Origin of the sequence: Leptolyngbya sp. FACHB-1624, assembly GCF_047649235.1 — a bacterium.
Lineage (GTDB): Bacteria > Cyanobacteriota > Cyanobacteriia > Leptolyngbyales > Leptolyngbyaceae > Leptolyngbya > Leptolyngbya boryana.
The window spans coordinates 5,107,373-5,127,344 of record NZ_CP180258.1 but is presented as its reverse complement, the minus strand read 5'-3'; the positions used below and the strand labels follow the sequence as shown (position 1 = coordinate 5,127,344).

General features: G+C 47.3%; 21 protein-coding genes. 14 read left to right on the top strand and 7 right to left on the bottom strand.

Annotated elements, in window-relative coordinates; all coding sequences use genetic code 11:
• Positions 1-76: 76 nt before the first annotated feature.
• Entirely contained in the window at positions 77-388 is a 312-nt protein-coding gene (locus tag ACMUEV_RS24420) for a hypothetical protein (protein ID WP_017286488.1), read from the bottom strand.
• Positions 389-815: 427 nt separating this feature from the next.
• Between ACMUEV_RS24420 and ACMUEV_RS24415 the strand changes: the two genes are divergently transcribed.
• The 3 genes from ACMUEV_RS24415 to ACMUEV_RS24405 all read left to right on the top strand — a co-directional run bounded on the left by ACMUEV_RS24415 (position 816) and on the right by ACMUEV_RS24405 (position 3,761).
• On the top strand, positions 816-2,705 hold the full coding sequence (locus ACMUEV_RS24415) for a tetratricopeptide repeat protein (protein WP_199329189.1): 1,890 nt from the start codon (positions 816-818) through the stop codon (positions 2,703-2,705).
• A 167-nt stretch (positions 2,706-2,872) separates the two neighbouring features.
• Positions 2,873-3,337 carry a cupin domain-containing protein gene (locus ACMUEV_RS24410; RefSeq protein WP_017286490.1) on the top strand — a complete coding sequence of 155 codons (465 nt, stop codon included), beginning with the start codon at positions 2,873-2,875 and terminating at the stop codon, positions 3,335-3,337.
• Positions 3,338-3,443: 106 nt separating this feature from the next.
• Positions 3,444-3,761 (top strand): hypothetical protein, encoded by a 318-nt coding sequence (locus ACMUEV_RS24405; RefSeq protein WP_017286491.1) that lies wholly within the window; start codon positions 3,444-3,446, stop codon positions 3,759-3,761.
• A gap of 104 nt (positions 3,762-3,865) precedes the next feature.
• On the opposite strand, the gene ACMUEV_RS24400 is transcribed toward ACMUEV_RS24405, so the two are convergent.
• Positions 3,866-5,098 carry a pentapeptide repeat-containing protein gene (locus tag ACMUEV_RS24400; protein ID WP_190647253.1) on the bottom strand — a complete coding sequence of 411 codons (1,233 nt, stop codon included), beginning with the start codon at positions 5,096-5,098 and terminating at the stop codon, positions 3,866-3,868.
• A 270-nt stretch (positions 5,099-5,368) separates the two neighbouring features.
• Here ACMUEV_RS24400 and ACMUEV_RS24395 point away from each other — a divergent pair, with 270 nt between their 5' ends.
• Both ACMUEV_RS24395 and ACMUEV_RS24390 read left to right on the top strand, forming a co-directional pair.
• Complete coding sequence (locus ACMUEV_RS24395) at positions 5,369-7,465, top strand: CapA family protein (protein ID WP_190647255.1); 2,097 nt, start codon at positions 5,369-5,371, stop codon at positions 7,463-7,465.
• 21 nt (positions 7,466-7,486) lie between these two features.
• A complete protein-coding gene (locus ACMUEV_RS24390) occupies positions 7,487-8,356 on the top strand; it encodes a hypothetical protein (RefSeq protein ID WP_017286494.1) in 870 nt (289 codons plus the stop codon).
• A gap of 67 nt (positions 8,357-8,423) precedes the next feature.
• Here the strand turns inward: ACMUEV_RS24390 and ACMUEV_RS24385 are convergent, their stop codons facing one another.
• The 3 genes from ACMUEV_RS24385 to ACMUEV_RS24375 form a co-directional block, all read right to left on the bottom strand.
• Complete coding sequence (locus tag ACMUEV_RS24385) at positions 8,424-9,215, bottom strand: PEP-CTERM sorting domain-containing protein (RefSeq protein WP_190647257.1); 792 nt, start codon at positions 9,213-9,215, stop codon at positions 8,424-8,426.
• Between the two features lie 353 nt (positions 9,216-9,568).
• Complete coding sequence (nblB, locus tag ACMUEV_RS24380; protein WP_190647258.1) at positions 9,569-10,228, bottom strand: phycobilisome degradation protein NblB; 660 nt, start codon at positions 10,226-10,228, stop codon at positions 9,569-9,571.
• A gap of 13 nt (positions 10,229-10,241) precedes the next feature.
• Positions 10,242-10,712: a CBS domain-containing protein gene (locus tag ACMUEV_RS24375; RefSeq protein ID WP_017286497.1), complete on the bottom strand. Its 471-nt coding sequence runs from the start codon at positions 10,710-10,712 to the stop codon at positions 10,242-10,244.
• A gap of 98 nt (positions 10,713-10,810) precedes the next feature.
• Here ACMUEV_RS24375 and ACMUEV_RS24370 point away from each other — a divergent pair, with 98 nt between their 5' ends.
• From ACMUEV_RS24370 to ftsH, 4 genes are all read left to right on the top strand, one after another.
• Positions 10,811-11,290, top strand: coding sequence for a nucleoside deaminase (locus tag ACMUEV_RS24370; RefSeq protein WP_190647259.1), 480 nt, complete (start codon positions 10,811-10,813; stop codon positions 11,288-11,290).
• 56 nt (positions 11,291-11,346) lie between these two features.
• The gene (locus ACMUEV_RS24365; RefSeq protein ID WP_190647261.1) at positions 11,347-11,724 is read left to right on the top strand and encodes a nucleotidyltransferase family protein; all 378 of its coding nucleotides are present in this window, start codon (positions 11,347-11,349) and stop codon (positions 11,722-11,724) included.
• Positions 11,721-12,197, top strand: a complete 477-nt coding sequence (locus tag ACMUEV_RS24360; protein ID WP_242044203.1) for a hypothetical protein — start codon at positions 11,721-11,723, stop codon at positions 12,195-12,197. Before ACMUEV_RS24365 ends, ACMUEV_RS24360 begins: the two co-directional genes overlap by 4 nt.
• 107 nt (positions 12,198-12,304) lie before the next feature.
• Positions 12,305-14,218: an ATP-dependent zinc metalloprotease FtsH gene (gene ftsH / locus ACMUEV_RS24355; RefSeq protein ID WP_017286499.1), complete on the top strand. Its 1,914-nt coding sequence runs from the start codon at positions 12,305-12,307 to the stop codon at positions 14,216-14,218.
• Positions 14,219-14,582: 364 nt separating this feature from the next.
• Here the strand turns inward: ftsH and ACMUEV_RS24350 are convergent, their stop codons facing one another.
• Together ACMUEV_RS24350 and ACMUEV_RS24345 are read right to left on the bottom strand one after the other, a co-directional pair.
• Positions 14,583-15,053 (bottom strand): Hsp20/alpha crystallin family protein, encoded by a 471-nt coding sequence (locus ACMUEV_RS24350; RefSeq protein ID WP_017286500.1) that lies wholly within the window; start codon positions 15,051-15,053, stop codon positions 14,583-14,585.
• 359 nt (positions 15,054-15,412) lie between these two features.
• A complete protein-coding gene (locus ACMUEV_RS24345; protein ID WP_190647262.1) occupies positions 15,413-17,212 on the bottom strand; it encodes a response regulator in 1,800 nt (599 codons plus the stop codon).
• Between the two features lie 197 nt (positions 17,213-17,409).
• Here ACMUEV_RS24345 and ACMUEV_RS24340 point away from each other — a divergent pair, with 197 nt between their 5' ends.
• From ACMUEV_RS24340 to ACMUEV_RS24320, 5 genes are all read left to right on the top strand, one after another.
• Positions 17,410-17,619 (top strand): hypothetical protein, encoded by a 210-nt coding sequence (locus ACMUEV_RS24340; protein WP_190647264.1) that lies wholly within the window; start codon positions 17,410-17,412, stop codon positions 17,617-17,619.
• A 34-nt stretch (positions 17,620-17,653) separates the two neighbouring features.
• A complete protein-coding gene (locus ACMUEV_RS24335; protein WP_415354688.1) occupies positions 17,654-18,157 on the top strand; it encodes a helix-turn-helix domain-containing protein in 504 nt (167 codons plus the stop codon).
• Between the two features lie 20 nt (positions 18,158-18,177).
• Positions 18,178-18,729 carry an IS630 family transposase gene (locus ACMUEV_RS24330; protein ID WP_415354687.1) on the top strand — a complete coding sequence of 184 codons (552 nt, stop codon included), beginning with the start codon at positions 18,178-18,180 and terminating at the stop codon, positions 18,727-18,729.
• Positions 18,726-18,968 (top strand): hypothetical protein, encoded by a 243-nt coding sequence (locus tag ACMUEV_RS24325; RefSeq protein WP_242044877.1) that lies wholly within the window; start codon positions 18,726-18,728, stop codon positions 18,966-18,968. The genes ACMUEV_RS24330 and ACMUEV_RS24325 overlap by 4 nt, the downstream gene beginning before the upstream one ends.
• 93 nt (positions 18,969-19,061) lie before the next feature.
• Positions 19,062-19,949: a hypothetical protein gene (locus ACMUEV_RS24320; RefSeq protein WP_348251543.1), complete on the top strand. Its 888-nt coding sequence runs from the start codon at positions 19,062-19,064 to the stop codon at positions 19,947-19,949.
• Positions 19,950-19,972 lie beyond the last annotated feature (23 nt).

Sequence of the window (19,972 nt, the reverse complement as noted above, 5' to 3'; positions counted from 1 at the left end):
CCTGTGCTCAGCTCTGAATGATTGCAGATCGCATGTTTGAAGCTTGCGAATCGGAATTCAATACACGAACAGTAGCTTATTTCCTGATGTTAGATAGCAACTGTCCGAGTTCTTGAAGTTTAGAAGCTGAACTGCCTTCTTGAGAGCCTACGGCAGAGGAAACTTGATGACCGAGAGCCGAGAGAATTGCTGGGATCTCGCCGCTGCGGACACCGCCATCGATCGCTAACTTTAATTCACCTAATGTTTCTGCAATTTCGGTTCCCGTGAGTTGCTGCTGCCACGCTTCGATATTGGCGATCGCTGCTTCTGGGTCAATTTTTGCTAAGTCATTCTTCAAAAGTGCGATTGTGGCATCGAGATCAGCCGTTTGAGCTTGGTTTGCCATGAATTTATCCTAACTTTGCTAATAACTCTCCATTCTTTGAAATTCGAGCGCACTCTTCGTCAACCTGTGGGAAGAAACACATCGGAAACAGTGCCCATCTGGGGAATGTATTTTAAGCTGACAACTCTCTACAGTAGAGATGTTCGAGCAGTTGAGCGGGAGTTGTTTGCTTCGGAGTAGTAGGAGTGCAGCCTGTTACTTTTGATTGCAAACAACACCCCTTTCTTTTCTCTTGGGGCTGATTCAACTTGACGATCGTGGGCTGATGGGATCACCATGACGATACTGACTCAGCATTACCATTCATTGTTAAAATCTTGCCTGAAACCATTTCAGTAGTGAATGAAGTCAAGAATTTTACCTGACCGCTGTAGTGATCCTTAGAGATAGGGTAAAGGCAGCATTAAAACATGAGTGGGGGGAATCCGTGAGTCTCTTGCAACGATTTCAGTTCAATTCACCCAAAAAATTGCTGGGGGGTCGCTATCAAGTGATCCAAGAGTTAGGATCTGGCGGATTTGGGCAAACGTTTCTCGCCACAGATCTACATCTACCAGGGCAACCTCACTGCGTCGTCAAACAACTGAAACCTCAGTCTACTCATCCCCGAAGTTTACAAATTGCCGCGAGGCTCTTCGATACAGAAGCTCAAGTTCTTTATCGCTTAGGACATCACGATCAGATTCCGCGCTTACTCGCTCACTTCCAGGATGGTACGGAGTTTTACTTGGTTCAGGAGTGGATCGATGGGAATTCTTTGAGCGAAGAATTCGTTAGCGGTCAGCCTTGGTCAGAGGCGCAAGTGACCCATCTGCTGCAAAGTCTGCTGAATGTTCTCAGTTTCGTGCATCAACAGAATGTCATTCATCGGGATATTAAACCCTCCAATCTGATGCGTCGTTGCTCTGATGGAGAAATTGTGCTGATCGATTTTGGGGCAGTGAAACAAGTCAGAACGGGATTGAGTCATCCTCATGCGGCTCCCACCCAGACCATTGCGATTGGCACACCGGGCTATATGCCTTGCGAGCAAATCGCAGGGACTCCTCGGTTTAGCAGTGATGTTTATGCGGTTGGAATTGTTGCCATTGAGGTGCTGACTGGGATTTCAGTCCATCAATTGAGCCAAGATACAAATACGGGAGAGCTTCAGTGGCGCGATCGCGTCCCCGATCTCAATCTTGCGATCGCGACCTTGCTAGAGCAAATGGTCTGTGCTGATTTTCGCGATCGCTATGCGACTGCTGGAGAAGCTCTAGCAGCACTTCAGGCGATCTCTAGTCAGATCACGCTGCCACCTCAAATGCAGCAATCTATTCCCCCAAAGCCAGCTGAAATTCCTGCGATCGCCACACAAGCTACCCTAGCTGTCAACCCTGTTCCCCGCTCTGGCGCACCGATTCACAGACGCAACTTCCTTCCTTTTCTTAACTTGTCTCAATCTACTGCTTTAGCGCCAGGATCTTCGAGCAACACATCTCTACCACAGGGCAACACGCTCAAGCAACAGGTCTCTGTGAGAGGGCGCAAACTTTTGAGCAAAATTCCGCATCGTCGAATGACGCTATCTGCGGTTGGACTGGTTATCCTCGCTCTGTTTGGATGGAATGCAACTCGTCATCCTCAAACTATTCCTGCTGTTCAGACGAGTGTTCCTACTCCCTCTCCTTCAACGTCTGTTGATTCCGTCGCGGCACTCTTGAGTGAGGCAAATCAACATCGAACTGCTCAACAATATCAACGTGCGATCGACACTTATGAGCAAGTCATTGAACTAGATGCAACCTCTGCTGAAGCACATTGGGGACGGTGCTATAGTTTGAACTATTTGCAGCAGAGTAAAGCTGCGATCGCAGCGTGTGATGCCGCATTAGCTTCACGCGCTGATTATCCGGAGGCGCTGTGGAGCAAAGGCTATGCCCTAGAGCAGCAGCAACAATATGAGCCAGCTTTGGCACTTTATGAGCAAGCTATTACACTTAAACCAGACTTTGCTGAAGCTTGGAGCAATAAAGGTACACTCCTCTTGCGGCTGGGTCGTTTAGAGGCAGCGATTATGGCATTGGATCGGGCGATCTCGCTCAAGCCAGAACTCGCCGAAGCTTGGAACAACCGGGGGGCAGCACTGTGGGGAGTGGGACGGACTGATGATGCGATCTCGTCGATCGACAAAGCAATTCAAATTCGCCCTGATTATGCCGATGCGTTAAGTTTACGGCAGCAAGTCGAGCAAAAACTTCAGCAAGGAAGTACTCAAAAGCGAGACAAGCAGAGTAAGACAAATCGGGCTTTGAAAAGATCTGACAAAAAGATCTGACAACGATGATGATTAGAAAGGTTTTCTACGAGTCACATGGGATATCTAATTACAGCAGCACTTGCGAAAAGTGAGGGTTTCCTGATTCGCATTTTGTAATAAACAAACAAAATATGCAGATTGCGACCTATAAATTACGGTAAGACCTTCGTGTAGAGGCTCGTTCGATGGATGAATCTTGTGTGATTCCGGTCATCAAATCTCCCGCTGAGTATCAGGCTTACCGCATCAGTCCTCACGATACGAATCGGCTCGCGATCGTCTTTGACCCTACGATCGCGAATTTTTCGCTGACGCTATGTGTTGAGATATTCGATATTGGTGGCAAGACTCCTCCCAATCGACATCAACTCGCGATCGAAATGTTCTTCGTGCTGAAAGGTGAAGGCATTGCCATCTGCGATGGTAAAGAAGTACGGATTCAGGCAGGCGATAGTCTACTGGTGCCGCCAACCGGGATTCATGAAATCCGAAATATTGGAGCAGAAAGACTTTATGCCCTCTGCATCATGATTCCAAACGAGGATTTTGCAGAATTGATTCGCAGTGGAACGCCCGTTGAATTAGATGCGGAAGATATGGCAGTGCTGCGACGATCGCCCGTGCCACAACTGACTTATCACGATCGATAAGTTTTTTCAGATGAGTTTATGCCCGTGCTTCTATCCTGTGGTAGACGGAAATACGATCGCAAATTCTTTAGGATAGCTGCGAGTAAATTCATTGAGGACTTTATATATGAAACGTCTAATCGGAACAGTATTCGCAGTAGTATTAGTTGGTTTTATGAGTTGGGTAGGCTTCTTTGCACCTGCGTTTGCTGCGGTTTCGACTCAGCCACCGGGACATGAAGAAGTCATCAGTCCAGACGGAGAGCAATATTCTAGCCGGGAAGAAGCTTATGAAAAAGCAACAGAAGCGGCAAGCGATCCGAATGGATTAGATAAGGAATATCAGAAGGATTTGAAAATCTTTAAGAAAGAAAATCCTGACCAAGCCAATCTGATTGAAAAAGCAGAAGCAGCTGTTGAGAAAGTTGTCAGCGACAAGAAATAACTTGATTCATTTTGACTGCGCTCAACGTTCCGCACTTGCTTATGAGTTGAGCGCAGCCGAATCTTCCGATACGTTTTAAGCTCGTGATTCCACTTTTCCTCTAGTCATCTCCCCAATTTATTGGGAATCCCTTCACATCCTCCTGGAATGGTTCCCCGTGTTCTCGAACCGCCCCAAGCACAGCAGTAATAGCGCTGCTCCTCAGACATATCTTCTACGCCTGTAAAATCAGCATTCTCAATTACCGCACCGGTATATAGACCTGTCTTAAAATTGGGTGGCTCTGTGCGACTACGAGGAGAAGCTGTTTCAGCTTTGCCGTAAAAGAAACGAGTTCCGCTCAAATCCGCACCCTGCAAACTTGCTCCACACAAAACAGTTCGCGTAAAATTCGTTTTGACTAAATCGCAATTGGTGAGATTGGCTCGAATTAGATTCGCCTCACTCAAATCTGTCCAGCGTAAGTCTGTTCCTGAGAGATCCGCCGCTGCCAGCATCACCCCCAGATCGATCACTCGAATTCCATGCAATCGATCTTCGGCATAGCCACCTGAGCCATCTAAAATTGCTCGTCCTAATCTCTGATCCCGTTTGAGCGGAGACAATAACTTGGCACGGGATAAGAAGCGAATAATCTTGGCTTTTCCTGAACCGTCTACACTGCTTAAAATCGCAGCCGTTCGCCCTTCTGCGATCGCTCTTTCTTGCGGCCAGTCTTCTAACAAGCCTTCCTCATCTAATACCAGATCGGAAATCCCTTGGAAGTAAGTATCGATCGTTTGTTGTTGCGTAATCGTATTTTGCTGAATCGTTAGATCCTTCGAGATCACGTACTGTCGCCAAGCAATATAAACCGCCAAAATCGCGATGAGAATCTGTCCCAACGCTCCAAAAACTTCACCGAGCGCCCCGATCGCGTCCCAATCTAACTTCTGGTACAAAGCGCCTAGCCTTTTGCCAAGACCCAGTACCTGAGCTAATCCGACCACACCGAGCACCAAGCCGAGCGTGCCTAAGAAAATGCCCTGATCTTGCTCAGTCACCAGCTCAATCAAGACCGGCTTCAAGGTGGGAAAGAGAATCTGAACCGAGAGCAAAATCGCCACGATCGAGCCTGCCAAGATCAGCCAAAACTGATTGATCACCAATCCAATGATCACGATCGCCAGTGCCAAGAGCAAAATAATCGATCGGTTGGGATTTGGAGGAGGAGAGCCTGTGTTTAAGGAGCGTTGATGAGCAGCGGTTCGCTCACGCGCAATCTCCGCATGGGTAGGAATCGTTGAAATTTCGCCGTTCGGGGAATTGGATGAAGCCAAATTGGGATCAGCAGACATGCTTAGCAAACAGAATTAAGTAGTCAATAAGCTTTATCCTACTCGCTTCCTAGAAGGCTGATCGGTATCTTGTTAGGGATTATTTGCTATTTACCAGATAAAGTTGTGGGTTAGTTTGATTCAGTCTTAGGTTAGAAATTATGGCTTGATTGCGAAAAAAGATTCCTGAGATGTGACAAAAAACGGCTTTTATGCCATAAAATTCGTTCAACTTCGCAGAATTACAGTATTAGTATTCTGTGACAAGATACATTTGGAGTTTTCAACGTTATGAGTTACGCAACAGAATCGGCTCAGCCTTCCGTTTTGGAGCTGGCGCGATCGGGGAATCCCAAGGCGATCGCGTACTGGCTGAATGTATTTCTGTTACCTCATAATCTTTTCGCGCAAGCAGAACCCGCAGCCCAACCCGGCTGTTTCAAAATTTTAATCGAGTTCCATCCTTCTCCTGATGTCGATGCGCGATCGCCCGAGTTTCAACAAAATTTGATGCGGTTCGTTTGTCATCACATGTGGAAACTGAATTCTGATGTGATCGATGGCATTCAAGTTGTAACGCGGTTTATCGGCAAGCCGCAGATGCTTTGGCGCAAGACGGTCAGAGTCGTGTCTCCAGCCCGCCGCGCCAAACTTGCAGCCAAACTTGCAGAAAGTGCTCCCCAATCCGCTGCACCGGCTGAGATCAAAACTCGAATTCAGCAAGTCACGCGACAGAAAGTTCAATTCCGTGCCTTGCGATCGCTTTTGCTGACAGGAACAACCGCAGCGGCTTTTATCATCGGTTGCTGGCTAGGCTATTCGGATGCTCCGAATGAGCAAAAAACCGCAACTGCTGCCAATTCGACTCTCACCACTCGCCCGGATACCATCAAAACCGTTCTCGAGCCAGTTCAAGTGAACAAGGTTCAGGCGGACATGGATGGAACGGCAACGATCCTATTTGGGGGCGATGTGGCATTGACGAAGAATTACACTGAGTTGGTCAAAGACGACCCAAAATGGGCGTTTGCTGAATTAGAAGAATCAAGGCTCGCAGACCTGTCGATCGTCAATCTCGAAGCTCCCTTTACAACCGCAACTGACTCCAAGCAAGCTGAGCCATTCAAAGTCGATCCGGCACAAGTTGAGGTGCTCAAAAATGGTGGGATTGATGTTGTGAATCTTGCCAACAATCGCATCATGGATTACGGAAGCACAGGACTAGATGACACCCTGAAAACGCTCGAACAAGCTGGAATTCGCCACTTTGGAGCCGGACGAGATGAAAAAGAAGCGCGTCGTCCAGAAATTTTAGAAGTCGATGGGCAACGAGTCGCCTATCTCGGTTACTACGGTTCAGAGACTCAAGCGGCAACCGCAAATCAGCCCGGAATTAATCGAAAACACAACGATCGGATTGCGGCTGATATTCAAGCGATTCGGGATCAAGTCGATTGGGTGATTGTGAACTTTCACTGGGGCGAAGAGATTTCTAAATATCCCAGTGATGCCCAGATGGAGTTAGCGCATTTCTCGATCGATCAGGGTGCAGATCTCGTCATCGGACATCACTCCAGCATTTTGCAGGGTGCAGAACTCTATCAAGGTCGCCCGATCGTCTACTCACTCGGAAATTTCATCTTCGGTGGCAAGCCTGAAAGCACCTATGACAGTGCCATGCTGCGAGTTGCACTCAAAGATCGTCAAATGAAAGTGGAACTGCTGCCTGTTGAAGTTAATGGGTTCCAACCGAGAATCGCTCATGGCGATCGCGCAGCAGAAATCCTACATCAGATCGAGTCGGTTTCAGACTCGTTTCCGCAAGCCCTCAAAACTCCGCTTGTCATTGATGCAAGGACAAATACGGTCACGAAACCAGACGGAACCCAGATTGAATCTCAAACGCCTATCTCTGAGCCATCGAAGCCTGAGTCTCAGCCTGAGCAATCTGTACCGGAAGGAGAAGCTCCTCCTGCGGCTGAGTCACCCACAGAAGAAGCCACTCCTTCTGTTGAATTTGCCCCGACTGCACCAGTACCGACCGAGCAATCTGCTCCTGCGATCGAGCCATCTCCTGACTCTAGCCCTGTTGAATCACCGAACCCTGAACAATCTGCACCGACTGAAGAAGCGCCATCCAGCGAGTCTCAACCCGGTTCACCGCCTTCTCAACAGCCTTGGAACAACAATTCATTTATCAATCAAAACAATGAATCTCCGGCTCCGATGGTTCCGCAGCAAACCTCTCCTAGCCCACAGGCAACCCAAGACCCTCATACCCATTTAGACGATGCTACCCGTTCGCCTTCGACGAATAGCTTAGAGCCGATCAAACGTCGTTATGCCGAAGCTGACCGCTCAGACTCACAGACGGCTTTCAATTTTTAACCATCATTCCTTCACTTGCCTGTGTTTTCTATCGAACGTCGTCGCCAACAATTTGATACTTATGTGTTGCTCGATCGAGCTTCCAATTCTAAGCTCGAAATTGTTCCCGATCGCGGGGGCATTATTACGAGTTGGCAAGTTCAAGGGCGTGAATTGCTCTATATGGATACCGCCCGATTCGCTGATCCAGCGCTATCTGTCCGAGGCGGCATCCCAATTTTGTTTCCGATTTGTGGCAATCTTCCCGAGAATACTTACACCTATAAAGGTCAGACTTACACACTAAAGCAGCACGGATTTGCGCGAGATCTGCCTTGGGAAGTGGTTGATCAAAAAACAGAGGGCGAGTTGAGTTTTACGATCGGGCTTTCTAGCAATGCACAAACTTTAGAACATTACCCATTCGCGTTTCGTCTGGCGTTCACGTATGCCCTGCAAGGTCAGACTCTCTTGATCACGCAGAAGATTGCGAATCTCTCAGATGAAGTGATGCCGTTTTCGATTGGGTTTCATCCCTATTTTCTCGCCTTAGAAAAACATCAATTGAGATTTGAAATTCCAGCCGATCAAGCCCTCGATCAAAGAACTCAAGCTACTCATCCTTTTTTCAACACCTTCGATTTTGCCCAAGACGAAATTGATTGGGCATTTCTGAACATCAGTCGCCAAGTCTCGAATGTCACGGATCTCAGTCGTCATACGCGGATTACTTTGACCGCTGCAGATGAGTTTCCAATTTTGGTGTTTTGGACACTAAAAGGCAAGGATTTCTACTGTTTAGAGCCTTGGAGCGCGCCTCGAAATGCTTTGAATACAGGCGATCATCTTTTGTCGATCGCCCCAAACTCAACCCTCACAACAACGGTGAGCTTGTCAGTTGAGTTTTCATAATAAAAGCGATCGCTCAGTGAAGAAGCGATCGCACGTTCATAGAGTATAGAGTTAGTGCTGAAATGTCTTAGTTTGCTTTTGCTGCCTTACGACGACGAGAAGCAGCGAGAAGTCCAACCAGTCCCAGCCCGATAACCGTTGTGGGTTCGGGAACTTTTGTTACTTCAACTCTCGAGAGCGTGAAATCAGAGTTCTTTGCTCCATCAGGTGTGGTGGTGCTATTTGGCGCTGTTTGAGCTAGCGCTTTCAAGCTGAATCCTGTGATCTTGATATCTCCAAACGGATTGGTGATGCGATAAGATCCACCTGCATCTTTTGAGGAGAGCGACAGATTAGTTACCGTCCCGCCTAGTAAACTCCAAACAGCAGAGTTAGGACTCGTTACACGCAGCGTTCCTGACCCAATGCCACCATCGGCTTGAACGAGCGCAACTTCAAAAACTCCGTCGTTATACACGCCTGGTCTGTACAGAAAACTGAGATCTAAAGCCTTCAAAACTCCAGCACTTTTGAAACCAACACTCAAGGTTTCGTCGATATCAATTTCACCGAGCGATTGATTGTTCACAGTTTCACCAGCCGGGTTCCCATTTGCGTCTTTGCTGCTATCGATACCGATACCCAGCACGCCACCAACTGTTTTTTGTGTCAGAACGGGATCAAACGCGTTTCTAGTTGTACTCGCACCGACAGAGAAGAAGCCATTCACATTGCAGTTCGTTTGCCCGACGCATCCTGCGTTGACTGCATCAGAGGCACTAAAACTAAAAGAAGCAGCATTTGCAGAAGGCTGGAAAGCCACGATCGCACCCGTTGCCAAAACGCCAGCGAAAAGAGAGAGAGAAACTTGCTTATTCATAACAAATCGATACGAAATCAGAGAAATGGGTTTGCAGAGAAGGTTCGAGACTCAAGGCGGGGGGTGCGCTTTGACAATTCAGTGTTGCTACGTTCAGAGGCTCATGCTCGTCTTCGATATATCCAAGTTATTACGGAGCGTCCGTAATTGTCCTATGCGTACGTACGAATTCATTTAAGCTTCAAGTAAGAAGGAGATATATCGAGTTCATATAAGGATTTTGTCAACATGAGAAACTCCGTGCTACTGAAAATACGATGTAATTATTGACACATTTATTATGAAAATCACCCGTATCTTCTCTATAGGATACGGGTGATTTTCATGTCTCTCATGGTTAGAGAGAAAAAAGATTAGGCTGTAAGTGCCTGTTTTGCTTGACTCGCGACTGATTCTGATTCATCGTGCGTCAGTGTTTCGATCGTTGATCGTGCCTCTGGCGTATTCAATCTTGCCAACGCCTGCACCACTCGCTGGCGGACTTGCCAGTCAGGGTTAGTGGCATAGGGAATGAGTAATTCTACGGCACGAGGATCACCGAGTTCTCCGAGTGATCCGATCGCTACGGGTTGGATGACGACATTCTCTGAATTCAACGCTTCAACGAGCAAATCGAACGATCGTGGGTCACCCAGTTCGCCTAGTCCTGCAATGATGCTAAATTGCACCAGCCATTCTGGACTATGACGATAGAGCGTTTCAAGATCTGGATAAGCTTCAGTCAGTTGAAGGGCACAGATCGAGTCTGCGGCGGCAGCCTGAACATCGGGTTCCGAATCTGCAAGGGCGACTTGGAGCAGTTGCAGAGCGGTGCTGAGATCTTGACTTCCCAAGGATGCAACCTGACTGACAGCAGCATATCGCACTCGCACATTGCTATCGACCACTGGGATTTGAATTAGCTCAAATGCGATCGCCGGATCGAGTTGGCGCAATTGATTGATGCCCCGTAAGCGATCGCCAAAATCTTGGGATTGTAAAAGATCTCGGACTGAATCTGGTGTAATAGTCATGAATTAACAAGGATTATTCGGTTTGTTCGGCTGCCATGGTGCGAATGATATCGCCACGCGTGAGGATTCCGACCAAGTGACCGGATTGATCGATCACAGGCAGCCGATGCACTTTACGATCGTGCATCAATTTGGCAGCTTTTGAGAGTGGAGTTTCCGGAGTGGTGGTTGTAACCGGAACGGCACTCATCACTTCACCCACAGTTTGTCCTAGCGCTTTGTGTAACTCTTTTTCATACCGACCAGGATTTTCTAAATAGATCACACTGTCGAGCAGCATAATGTAAGCGGGTGGTGTGACATCCGTTTCACGCCACATCAAGTCCGTTTCGGAAATAATGCCGATGAGATGCTGATCGTCATCTAGAACAGGCAAACCGCTGATCCGTTTGTCTGCCAGAATTTTAATCACTTCAGTAATTGAGGTTTCAGGGTGAACCGTAATCGGAGCGCGGCTCATCGCCTCTGCAACAGTTTTCGCCATAATTGCTATGTTTAGGAGGGATATTTCAATTATTCAAGACTTTTCTGGTGAGATTGTGCTTCATTCATAGGATGTAACAACGGGCAGAAATTGAACTGATGCAAGCTCCAACCCAAACCCAAATGCTCAAGCACTTACGTCATGCAAATCGGATTGCTCAGCACGCGATCGAGCAAGGTCATCATCCGTTTGGAGCCATTCTCGTTGCACCGGATCAAGAGACAGTGCTGCTAGAACAAGGCAACCTTGATACCGTCAATCATGCTGAAACGACTTTAATTCGGATTGCTTATACCCAGTACGAGCCGGATTATCTCTGGAACTGTACACTTTACTCGACCGCTGAACCTTGTGTGATGTGTGCTGGAACACAGTATTGGGCAAATATCGGGCGTTTGGTCTATGGAATTTCGGAACGGCGATTGTTAGAGCTAACCGGAAATCATAACCAGAATCCGACTTTAGAGATTCCATGTCGATATGTCTTTGAGCATGGACAGAAGCAGATTCAAGTTTGGGGGCCGATCGCTGAAGTCGAAGCTGAAATTATCAAACTGCATCAAGGCTTCTGGTCATGACTAAAATGCCAATCTTCTTCAATATGTCACAATAAATTCAAAGGATGAGTAGAGATATGGCGAAAACAGCTTTAGAGCTATCTCCAGAAGAATTATGCCGCTATAACCCTGCCAAGCGACTTGATACACAATCAGCAGATGAACATTGGCAAAATGCTTGGGAACTGGTTCCTAAATTGGTGGCAATTCTCAAGCAACAGTTTGCAGCTGAGCAGGTTGCTGTTTTTGGCTCACTGACGAATAAGAAACGCTATACTCCTTGGTCGGACATTGATTTAGCAGTTTGGGGAATCGCACCAAATCAGCTTTGCAAGGCGCTCGAAGCTCTCAACGAAACCAGTTCAGACTTCAAAATCGATTTAGTTGATCCAACGAATCGAACCTGTCGTCCTTCAGTTAAGCAAGCGATCGAGCAAACAGGAGTCATTGTTTGAGCGAGATTTTATTAGACCTTGCAGCTCGAATCGATACAGAATTGTGCGAAATTGAACCCGTTGTTGCTCGAGCACAACAGAGTTGGCAAAGGTTTCAGCAGTCCGGTGATGATCTCTACGTTGATGGTGCAGCCCTCAATCTGCATGGTTTCTACAACGGCATAGAGCGTTTGTTTGAGCTAATTGCTGCAATCATCGATCGTTCTCGCCCACAAGGACAGAATTGGCATCGAACCTTGTTAAAACAAATGACGATTGAAATTGAGGACGTTCGTCCCGCAGTCATTTCTGAAGCAAATTCGGCGCTGCTAGATGAATATCGCAGGTTTCGGCATGTTGTCCGTCATTTGTATGCTCAGCAATTTGATCCAGAGCAAATTCAACCCTTAATTGAGGCTGTTCCAGATCTATTTTCTCAAGTGCGTGCTGAATTGATTGCATTTGCAGCTTTTTTGAGAAATCAAAGTCGCTAAATATTCCTTACACGGTACGGAAATCCTTACCTTTTGACTGAGAATTGCAGACAGGCGATCGAGCGAAACTTTCTACAATAAAGAAAACGTTTCGAGATAAATCCGCAATGCCAGTAGACACAAACAACAAGCGCACTCAGCGCCCTCGGCAGTTCGGAGGCGGGTTGCTGATTGTATTTACCTTACTCATATTGCTGAATTTTGTCGCTCCCAGCTTTGGATCGCAGACGCAGCAGATTGCTTATAGTGATTTCGTTTCACAAGTGAAATCAGGAAATGTCGAACGAGCGATCGTCGGCAATGACAAAATTGAATTTACGCTGAAATCGAACGAACCCTTACCAGAAGGCACTCGTCCGCGCGTATTTGAAACTACTCCAGTCGCGATCGACTTAGATTTACCAAAAATTTTACGGGAGAACAATGTTGAATTCAGCGCACCTACTCCTAGCGCTTATGGCTGGATTGGAACCTTGTTAAGTTGGGTACTTCCGCCCCTGATTTTCTTTGGAATTTATAGCTTCTTGGTCAATCGCCAAGGGGGAGGAGCCGCAGCTTTAACAGTCGGTAAAAGTAAAGCACGCATCTACTCCGAAGGAACGACAGGTGTTAAGTTCAGCGATGTCGCAGGCGTAGATGAAGCAAAAGCGGAACTGCAAGAAATTGTGGACTTTCTGAAAAATGCAGATAAGTATGCACGACTGGGGGCGAAGATTCCCAAAGGTGTGCTGCTGGTTGGACCTCCTGGAACCGGGAAAACAATGTTGGCAAAGGCGATCGCTGGCGAAGCGGGCGTACCATTCTTCTCGATTTCGGGTTCTGAATTCATTGAATTGTTTGTTGGGGTCGGGGCATCGCGAGTTCGAGACTTATTTGAACAAGCGAAACAGCAAGCGCCTTGTATTGTGTTCATTGATGAGCTAGACGCATTGGGTAAATCTCGCAGCGCAGGCAACATCATGGGCGGCAATGACGAACGCGAACAGACGTTGAACCAATTGCTGACGGAGATGGATGGATTTGATGCCAACACAGGTGTGATTCTGCTAGCAGCAACGAACCGTCCAGAAGTTTTAGATCCAGCCTTACGTCGTCCGGGTCGCTTCGATCGTCAAGTCGTTGTCGATCGCCCTGACAAAATCGGACGTGAAGCGATTCTCAACGTTCATGCTCGTGCAGTGAAGCTTTCAGACGATGTTGATCTCGCAAAAATTGCAGTTCGGACGCCTGGTTTTGCTGGGGCAGATTTAGCAAACTTAGTGAATGAAGCTGCTTTACTTGCCGCTCGGAACAATCGGGATGCAGTTGTAATGGCAGACTTTAATGAAGCGATCGAACGAGTCATTGCCGGATTAGAAAAGCGCTCTAGAGTGCTTAACGAAACCGAGAAGAAGATTGTCGCTCACCATGAAGTGGGACATGCTTTAATCGGGGCATTGATGCCGGGTGCAGGTAAAGTTGAGAAAATCTCAATCGTTCCTCGCGGAGTCGGTGCTTTGGGCTATACCTTACAACTGCCTGAAGAAGATCGATTCTTAATGGCAGAAGACGAAATTCGAGGTCGGATTGCAACCTTACTAGGCGGGCGATCTGCTGAAGAAATTATCTTCAACAAAGTCTCGACTGGAGCCAGTGACGATATCCAAAAAGCAACTGATTTAGCAGAACGATCGATCACAATTTATGGCATGAGCGATCAGCTAGGCCCTGTTGCATTTGAAAAAATGCAGCAACAGTTTATGGAAGGCTACGGGCCTTCTCGCCGTCAAATCAGTGCCAAAGTGACCGAAGAAATTGATCAAGAAGTTAAAGCGATCGTCGATAACGCTCACCACATGGCGCTGGCAATTCTGCGAGAAAACCAAGCACTCCTTGAAGAACTTTCTCAGACTTTGCTGAATCAAGAGGTTCTAGAAGGAGACGCGCTGCGACAAGAGCTAAGCCGCGTTCAAATTCCTGCCGGACTTGAACACTGGCTACAAACAGGCAAGTTTGACTCAACGATGCTACAAACCGTTTAGCCAACTCTAGAAGGTCTCCGAATTCTCACAGAACTCGGAGACCTCAATTCTCAGCAATTTATCGCAAAGCCTTTAATCATGTGCAAATTGACGACGAAAATATACCGTATAACTACTGAGATCTCGCTTCTATCTTTGGGGGGATTTCGTGTTAAGGGCAATACATTCTAGTGAATCTACAGATGAGAATTTAGGGCAGGGCTGCGATTATTAGCACATAAGTCATTTCATTAGAGAGTATCAACTTTCACAGCTACCAGCCCAGTGGTGTCGCGCTACTGGGTTTTTTATTGCCTTTTTTTGATACTAAAAAACTCTAGCTGACTCAGAACTAGAGTTTTAAATGATGACCGAGCGTTTGGAATCAATCGTAACTGCGATCGATCGGTTCAATCTTAAACTGATACCGCATCTTCCAAGCTTTGTGGAGGATAAAAGAAATCGTATCGTGATTCAAATCTGCGACTGCAGAATGAACCTGAATTGCAGAAGGTAATGGAATTAGGCTGCGGAACGTAAAAGGATAGGCATTCCAATCCAGACTTGTATCGAGCAAATCAATTTCTTGTTCGCCTTGGATCAAAATCGTTTCCTGGCTCAATTGAATATTGAGACTTTCAGAGCGCAAGTTTGGAATCTTGATTGTGAGAAAAATTTCGTGCTGAGTTTCTCGAACTTCAATCTCTGGAGGAGTCGAAAACCCGAGATCGCACGTCCACAGCAAAGAATTAGTACGGTCTTGTCTCTGTTCCTCAAGCCGAGCATCGAATGACGCTTGTTCTGGATTTAAGAACTCTGGCGCATTGAAGCGGGGCTGCGAATGGGTAAAAGTCATAGTGAGAGCCTTCTGCGTCAAACGATACGGGTGTGCTGGAATAATGTCGAGAAAAGAGCCTTCCTATTGCCAAGTTATGATGCGCGTTCATGGCTTTAGGGCAAGATGTCGCTAATTCGTTAATAGAAAGGCTCCTGAGTAAGGGTAGAAAACTATTGTTTCTAGACCCATACTGTATGGCGAAATAGTGAGGAAATAGTGAGGAACAACAGTTTGCTAGTTACAGATTGTTAAGATGGGTTGGGGACAGGGAACACAAGGGTACTATCTATCCCGCCAGAATATTCTAGCGGGATAGATAGCGCGCCCCTGCACCTTGATCAGCAGAAATGCTCTCTGACTGAACGCAACTCAAGACTTCATACTTTCCGGCGACGAACGGGAGAGCGTTCTAGTCGATTCAGGACTCGTGCAATCAGTTCTGCATCGACGATCGGCTTACTTACATAGTCATCTGCTCCGACCGTAAAGACTTGGCGAACCGTTTCCGTATCGCGATGAGCCGAGAGAAATAGAATCGGAAGTCCACTCCAGCGCATATCATTCCGCACAACCTGAGCGAGTTCTAGCCCGCTGAAATTTGGCATTTCAATGTCAAGAATCAAGAGATCAGGCGCTGAATGCTCTAGAACTGCCCAAAACGATCGCGGATCAGATAAAGCTGTGACTCGCACGCCCCAAGGTTCGAGCAGCGTTCTCACGATCGAGCAAATTTGCGGGTCGTCATCGACAATCAACACTTGATAATCGGAATGCTGCTGCACTTCTAGAACTTGCATCATGGCTTGAAATAATTGCTCTGGGGCAACGGGTTTCTGTAAAAAAGCTCGTCCACCGAGGCGCGCAACCGCAACACGATCGCTCAATTGATCCCGGCTGGTCATAATCAGCACTGGAATGCTTGAAAATTCAGCATTGAGATCCTCAAGCAATTTAAATCCATCTTCATCCGGCAACATCAAATCGAGAAGAATCAGTTGAGGTGGATTGTGCGCCAGCATCATTCTCGCGGTTGCAGAATCTGAAGCGCTCTCTACTTGAATTCCATTCGCCGATAGCACCACCTGCATCTGTGCGGTCAGAGTCATATCATCATCAATCAGTAAAACTCTTGTCCCAGACGGAAACTGCTGAGCTGGTTGCTCAGAAAGTTTGCGGCTCTCGGGTTTATGTTTGAGTACCGCTTTCAATGCTTCAATTCGTTCAGAGATCAAATTGTGATCAAGGGGTTCTGACCGAAAGCCTTGTTCAAGTTGCCGTGCGATCGTTGATCCTTCTGCAAACCCAAACGTCCCTAAAGAACCCACGAGTTGATGTGCGAACATTCTCGCTTGTTTTTGCACTTCAGACGAGGGATGGGTCAATGCTTGTTCAAACACCGCAAAATACTCTTGGAGCTTAGGCTGAAACTGCTGCCAAATTTGAGCGATCGCATCAAAGACCTCTGTTTCTCGAGTCGGCGCAGGCTTGAGCCGATAGCCCAGTCCGTACAAGGATTCAATGACATCCGATTGAATCCCTACTGCTTTCAGTTTTTGTCGCAACCCTTTAATTTGTGTATTGACAGCCTGTTCACTCGGAAATTCACCCGGATTCCAAATGCGATCCAGTAATGCCGATCGACTAAAAACTTTACTAGGATTGCGTAAAAATAGCTCGAGTAATCGATACTCCTTAGGAGTAAGGTGCAGGATCTGAGTGTGATAAGTCACCTCTCCCGTACTGCAATTGAACCTCAAATTCTCCCAGGTCAGGACTTCTTCAACAGTTTCTTTGCCGCGACGGAGCAATGTCCGCACTCTGACCAGTAGCTCATGGAGATCAATCGGCTGTGTGACAAAATCATCTGCTCCCGCCTCCAAGGCTGCAATGCGATCGGCGGTTACATCTGTTTCGCTCAAAATCATAATCGGCATCTGATGACCTTGAAGGCGAAGGTTTCGGCAAAACTCAAGCGCTTTATTCCACGACAAGTCCGACTCCGCATCCCACATGAGTCGCGTCGTATCCAAAATCACCAAATCATAGCCATAGGTTTCAAGTAATTGCAGCGCTGTCTGACTGTCTTCCGTCAAATTCACAGAATAGCGCTGTGCAATCAATAACTCACTCAACTGAGAAGCGAGGATTGAATCATGCTCAATCAGCAAAAACCGCATCGGCAACTACCTCAGCACCATGAGGAACCTAATCGTATCGTACTTTCCACTGAGGCTAAAGAATTGATCTCAGTTTATCCAATTTCCGCGAGTAAACTTAATTTTTTTCAATCACTCACTGTTTTCACACTTTTATTGTTTACGGTGCTGGAAAGCTCCTCCACATTTTCCGTTGCCAATGTAGCAAGTTCACTGTTATGAGTTCTAAACATATTTTGTTAATTGACGATGAAAAATACCTGAGTTTGGTCATTCAAACTTGTTTAGTAAAATTAGGGGGGTGGAGTGTTTCGATCGCAGAGTCTAGACAAGACGGTTTACTGAAAGCTGAAACTGAATTACCTGATGCAATTGTGCTCGACATCATGATGGCTGATACCAAATTGAAAAAACAGAGTAACAAATGAGAGAATAGGTTCTGTCGGGTGGAGAAAAACAGCAATGGCAGGCGTGACTCGCATCAAAATTCAAGAAACAGTCGCAGAACTCGAAGCTCTGATTCAACAGCAATCGAATCCGAACCTAAAGGAGCGGTTGCAAGTGTTGTACTTGCTGAAGTTACCGAATGCTCTGAGCATTAGCGAGATTGCAAAAGTCGTCGGACGGAACCGTGGGAGTGTGCAACGCTGGTTGAAGCAGTACCGTAGCACTGGACTTGCCAGCTTGCTGGAGACCCGGCAAAGTCCAGGACGACCGCAAGTTATTCCGGCTTGGGCAGTCAAGAGCTTAAAGCAGCGCTTAGATGACCCTGAAACTGGCTTTGGAAGCTATACCCAAGTGCAGCAGTGGTTATCCGACAATTTGAACGTCCAAGCTGAGTATGCCACGGTGCATCATCTGGTGCGATATCGCTTGGGGGCAAAGTTGAAAGCCGCTCGTCCAGTTCATGCCAAGCAGAATCCCGAAGCCCTGGAGGCATTTAAGCAAACCTCAGCGATGACCTAATTCTGCTCAAGCAGTATGCGATGATCGCCAAACCGGAATTTAAGCGACTGCGCTACTTTGCTCAAGATGAAAGTCGGTTTGGCTTGAAAACGACCGTCGGACGGTTGATCACAAGCCTGGGAGTCAAACCGCTTGGCAGTTGGCAATGGCAGTTCAAAGCCTTCTGGATTTATGGAGCCGTGGAACCGACGACCGGAGAGCAGTTCTTCTTGCAATTTACGCATGTCGATAGTGACTGCTACCAGCTTTTTCTCGACCAGTTTTCTCAAGTCTATCCCGATAGTCTCAACATTCTCCAAGTGGATAACGGAGCCTTTCACAAAGCCAAAGACCTGATTCTTCCCGACAACATCATCTTGCTGTTTCAACCGCCGTATTGCCCGGAGTTAAATCCGATTGAGCGATTGTGGCAGCACTTGAAAAAGGATTTGCGTTGGGCATTGTTCAAAAATCTGACTCAGCTACAAACCAAGGTAGATGGACTGATTGCCGATTTAACGACTGAAACGGTTGCTTCTGTGACTGGTTTTAGCTTTATCGTAGATGCACTATCTGTCGCAGGAATTTTTTGATTTGGTATGACCTCGATGGATGGAAAGTTCTAGAGCATCTGAGAGCTAATCCAAAGACTGAGAAAATCCCTGTAATCTTGCTGACCGCAACATCAAATCCTGTTGTAAAAAGTGACTCTGAGCAATTGCAAGTGGCAGGTATTTTAGCGAAACCGTTCGAGCCGTTGCAGCTTGTTCCACAAATCGCAACGCTTCTAAACTGGGACTACAAACCTCGTCTCAACATCTCTCCGCCCTAAGAACTCTCCGTATTTTCCTGCGAGAATTCTAGAGATTTCCAGTCTCTAAAGTGCGATCGAATACAATAGTAGTGGCGTTTCTGAATGAAAATTATGCGCGGATCGTCTTCTCGATATTGGCTCGCCCGATTGCGCCCTTTGGCGCGTCCTGTTTTTTGGGCACCATCGATCGCGCTGATGCTCCTCGGTTTATTTGCCTGGGAGTTCTTCAGTCGCCAAGAATTCATCAGTTCTTTTGGGTCTGCTTCTTCAGATGGAGAGCTTTCTGCTGAAGATCAAGCGATTGGAGCCGATATTGATTCTCTCTCCCTGTTGATGAGTGACATTAGAGCGTTGCCAAAAACAGAATTGGTTCAAACCTCGATTCAGGCAACCCCGCAACAGCCCACACCGACCCAAACCACAACCAATCGCCTTTTTGCTGCTGCCTCCTCTGCGACGCCAGAAAGTTCGCAACCAGCACCCGCAGAATCCCTCAATCGCCAAGGCGTATTTGGTGTGTTCAGAAGCGCGCTCTCCACTCAACTCGGTGTGAACTCTGCGATCGCAGCCGTTGATCCGACGACTCCTGCACCTTTACCGCCAAATCAGTTACAAGCTGCAATCTCCAAATTAGCTACAACGACATCGCCCCAGGTTGCACAAACTCTGATTGAAGGAACAGCACGTCTAGATACCCCGATTAATGCGGCTCCCCGATCGACAACAAATTCTTTCTCAGCCCTAGTCGAAGGATCTCAACCGATTCCAGCCGGAGTCCCACCTGTCGTAACGGCTCCTCTAGTGATCGCTCCGCCCGCTGCTCCCACCTATGCACCGATTCCCACCGTGACGGCAGCCCCGCTCCCTCAGCAACCTACTCCAGACTTGGGAACTGTTCCATCCAATCCAGAACTGAATCAACAACCCTTCACAGCACCGAGATCGATTCCTGGACGTGTTTTGGGAGGTGGCAATATCAATACATTTTCAAATCCCTGAGGAAGAAGTGGGGAGATGGGGAG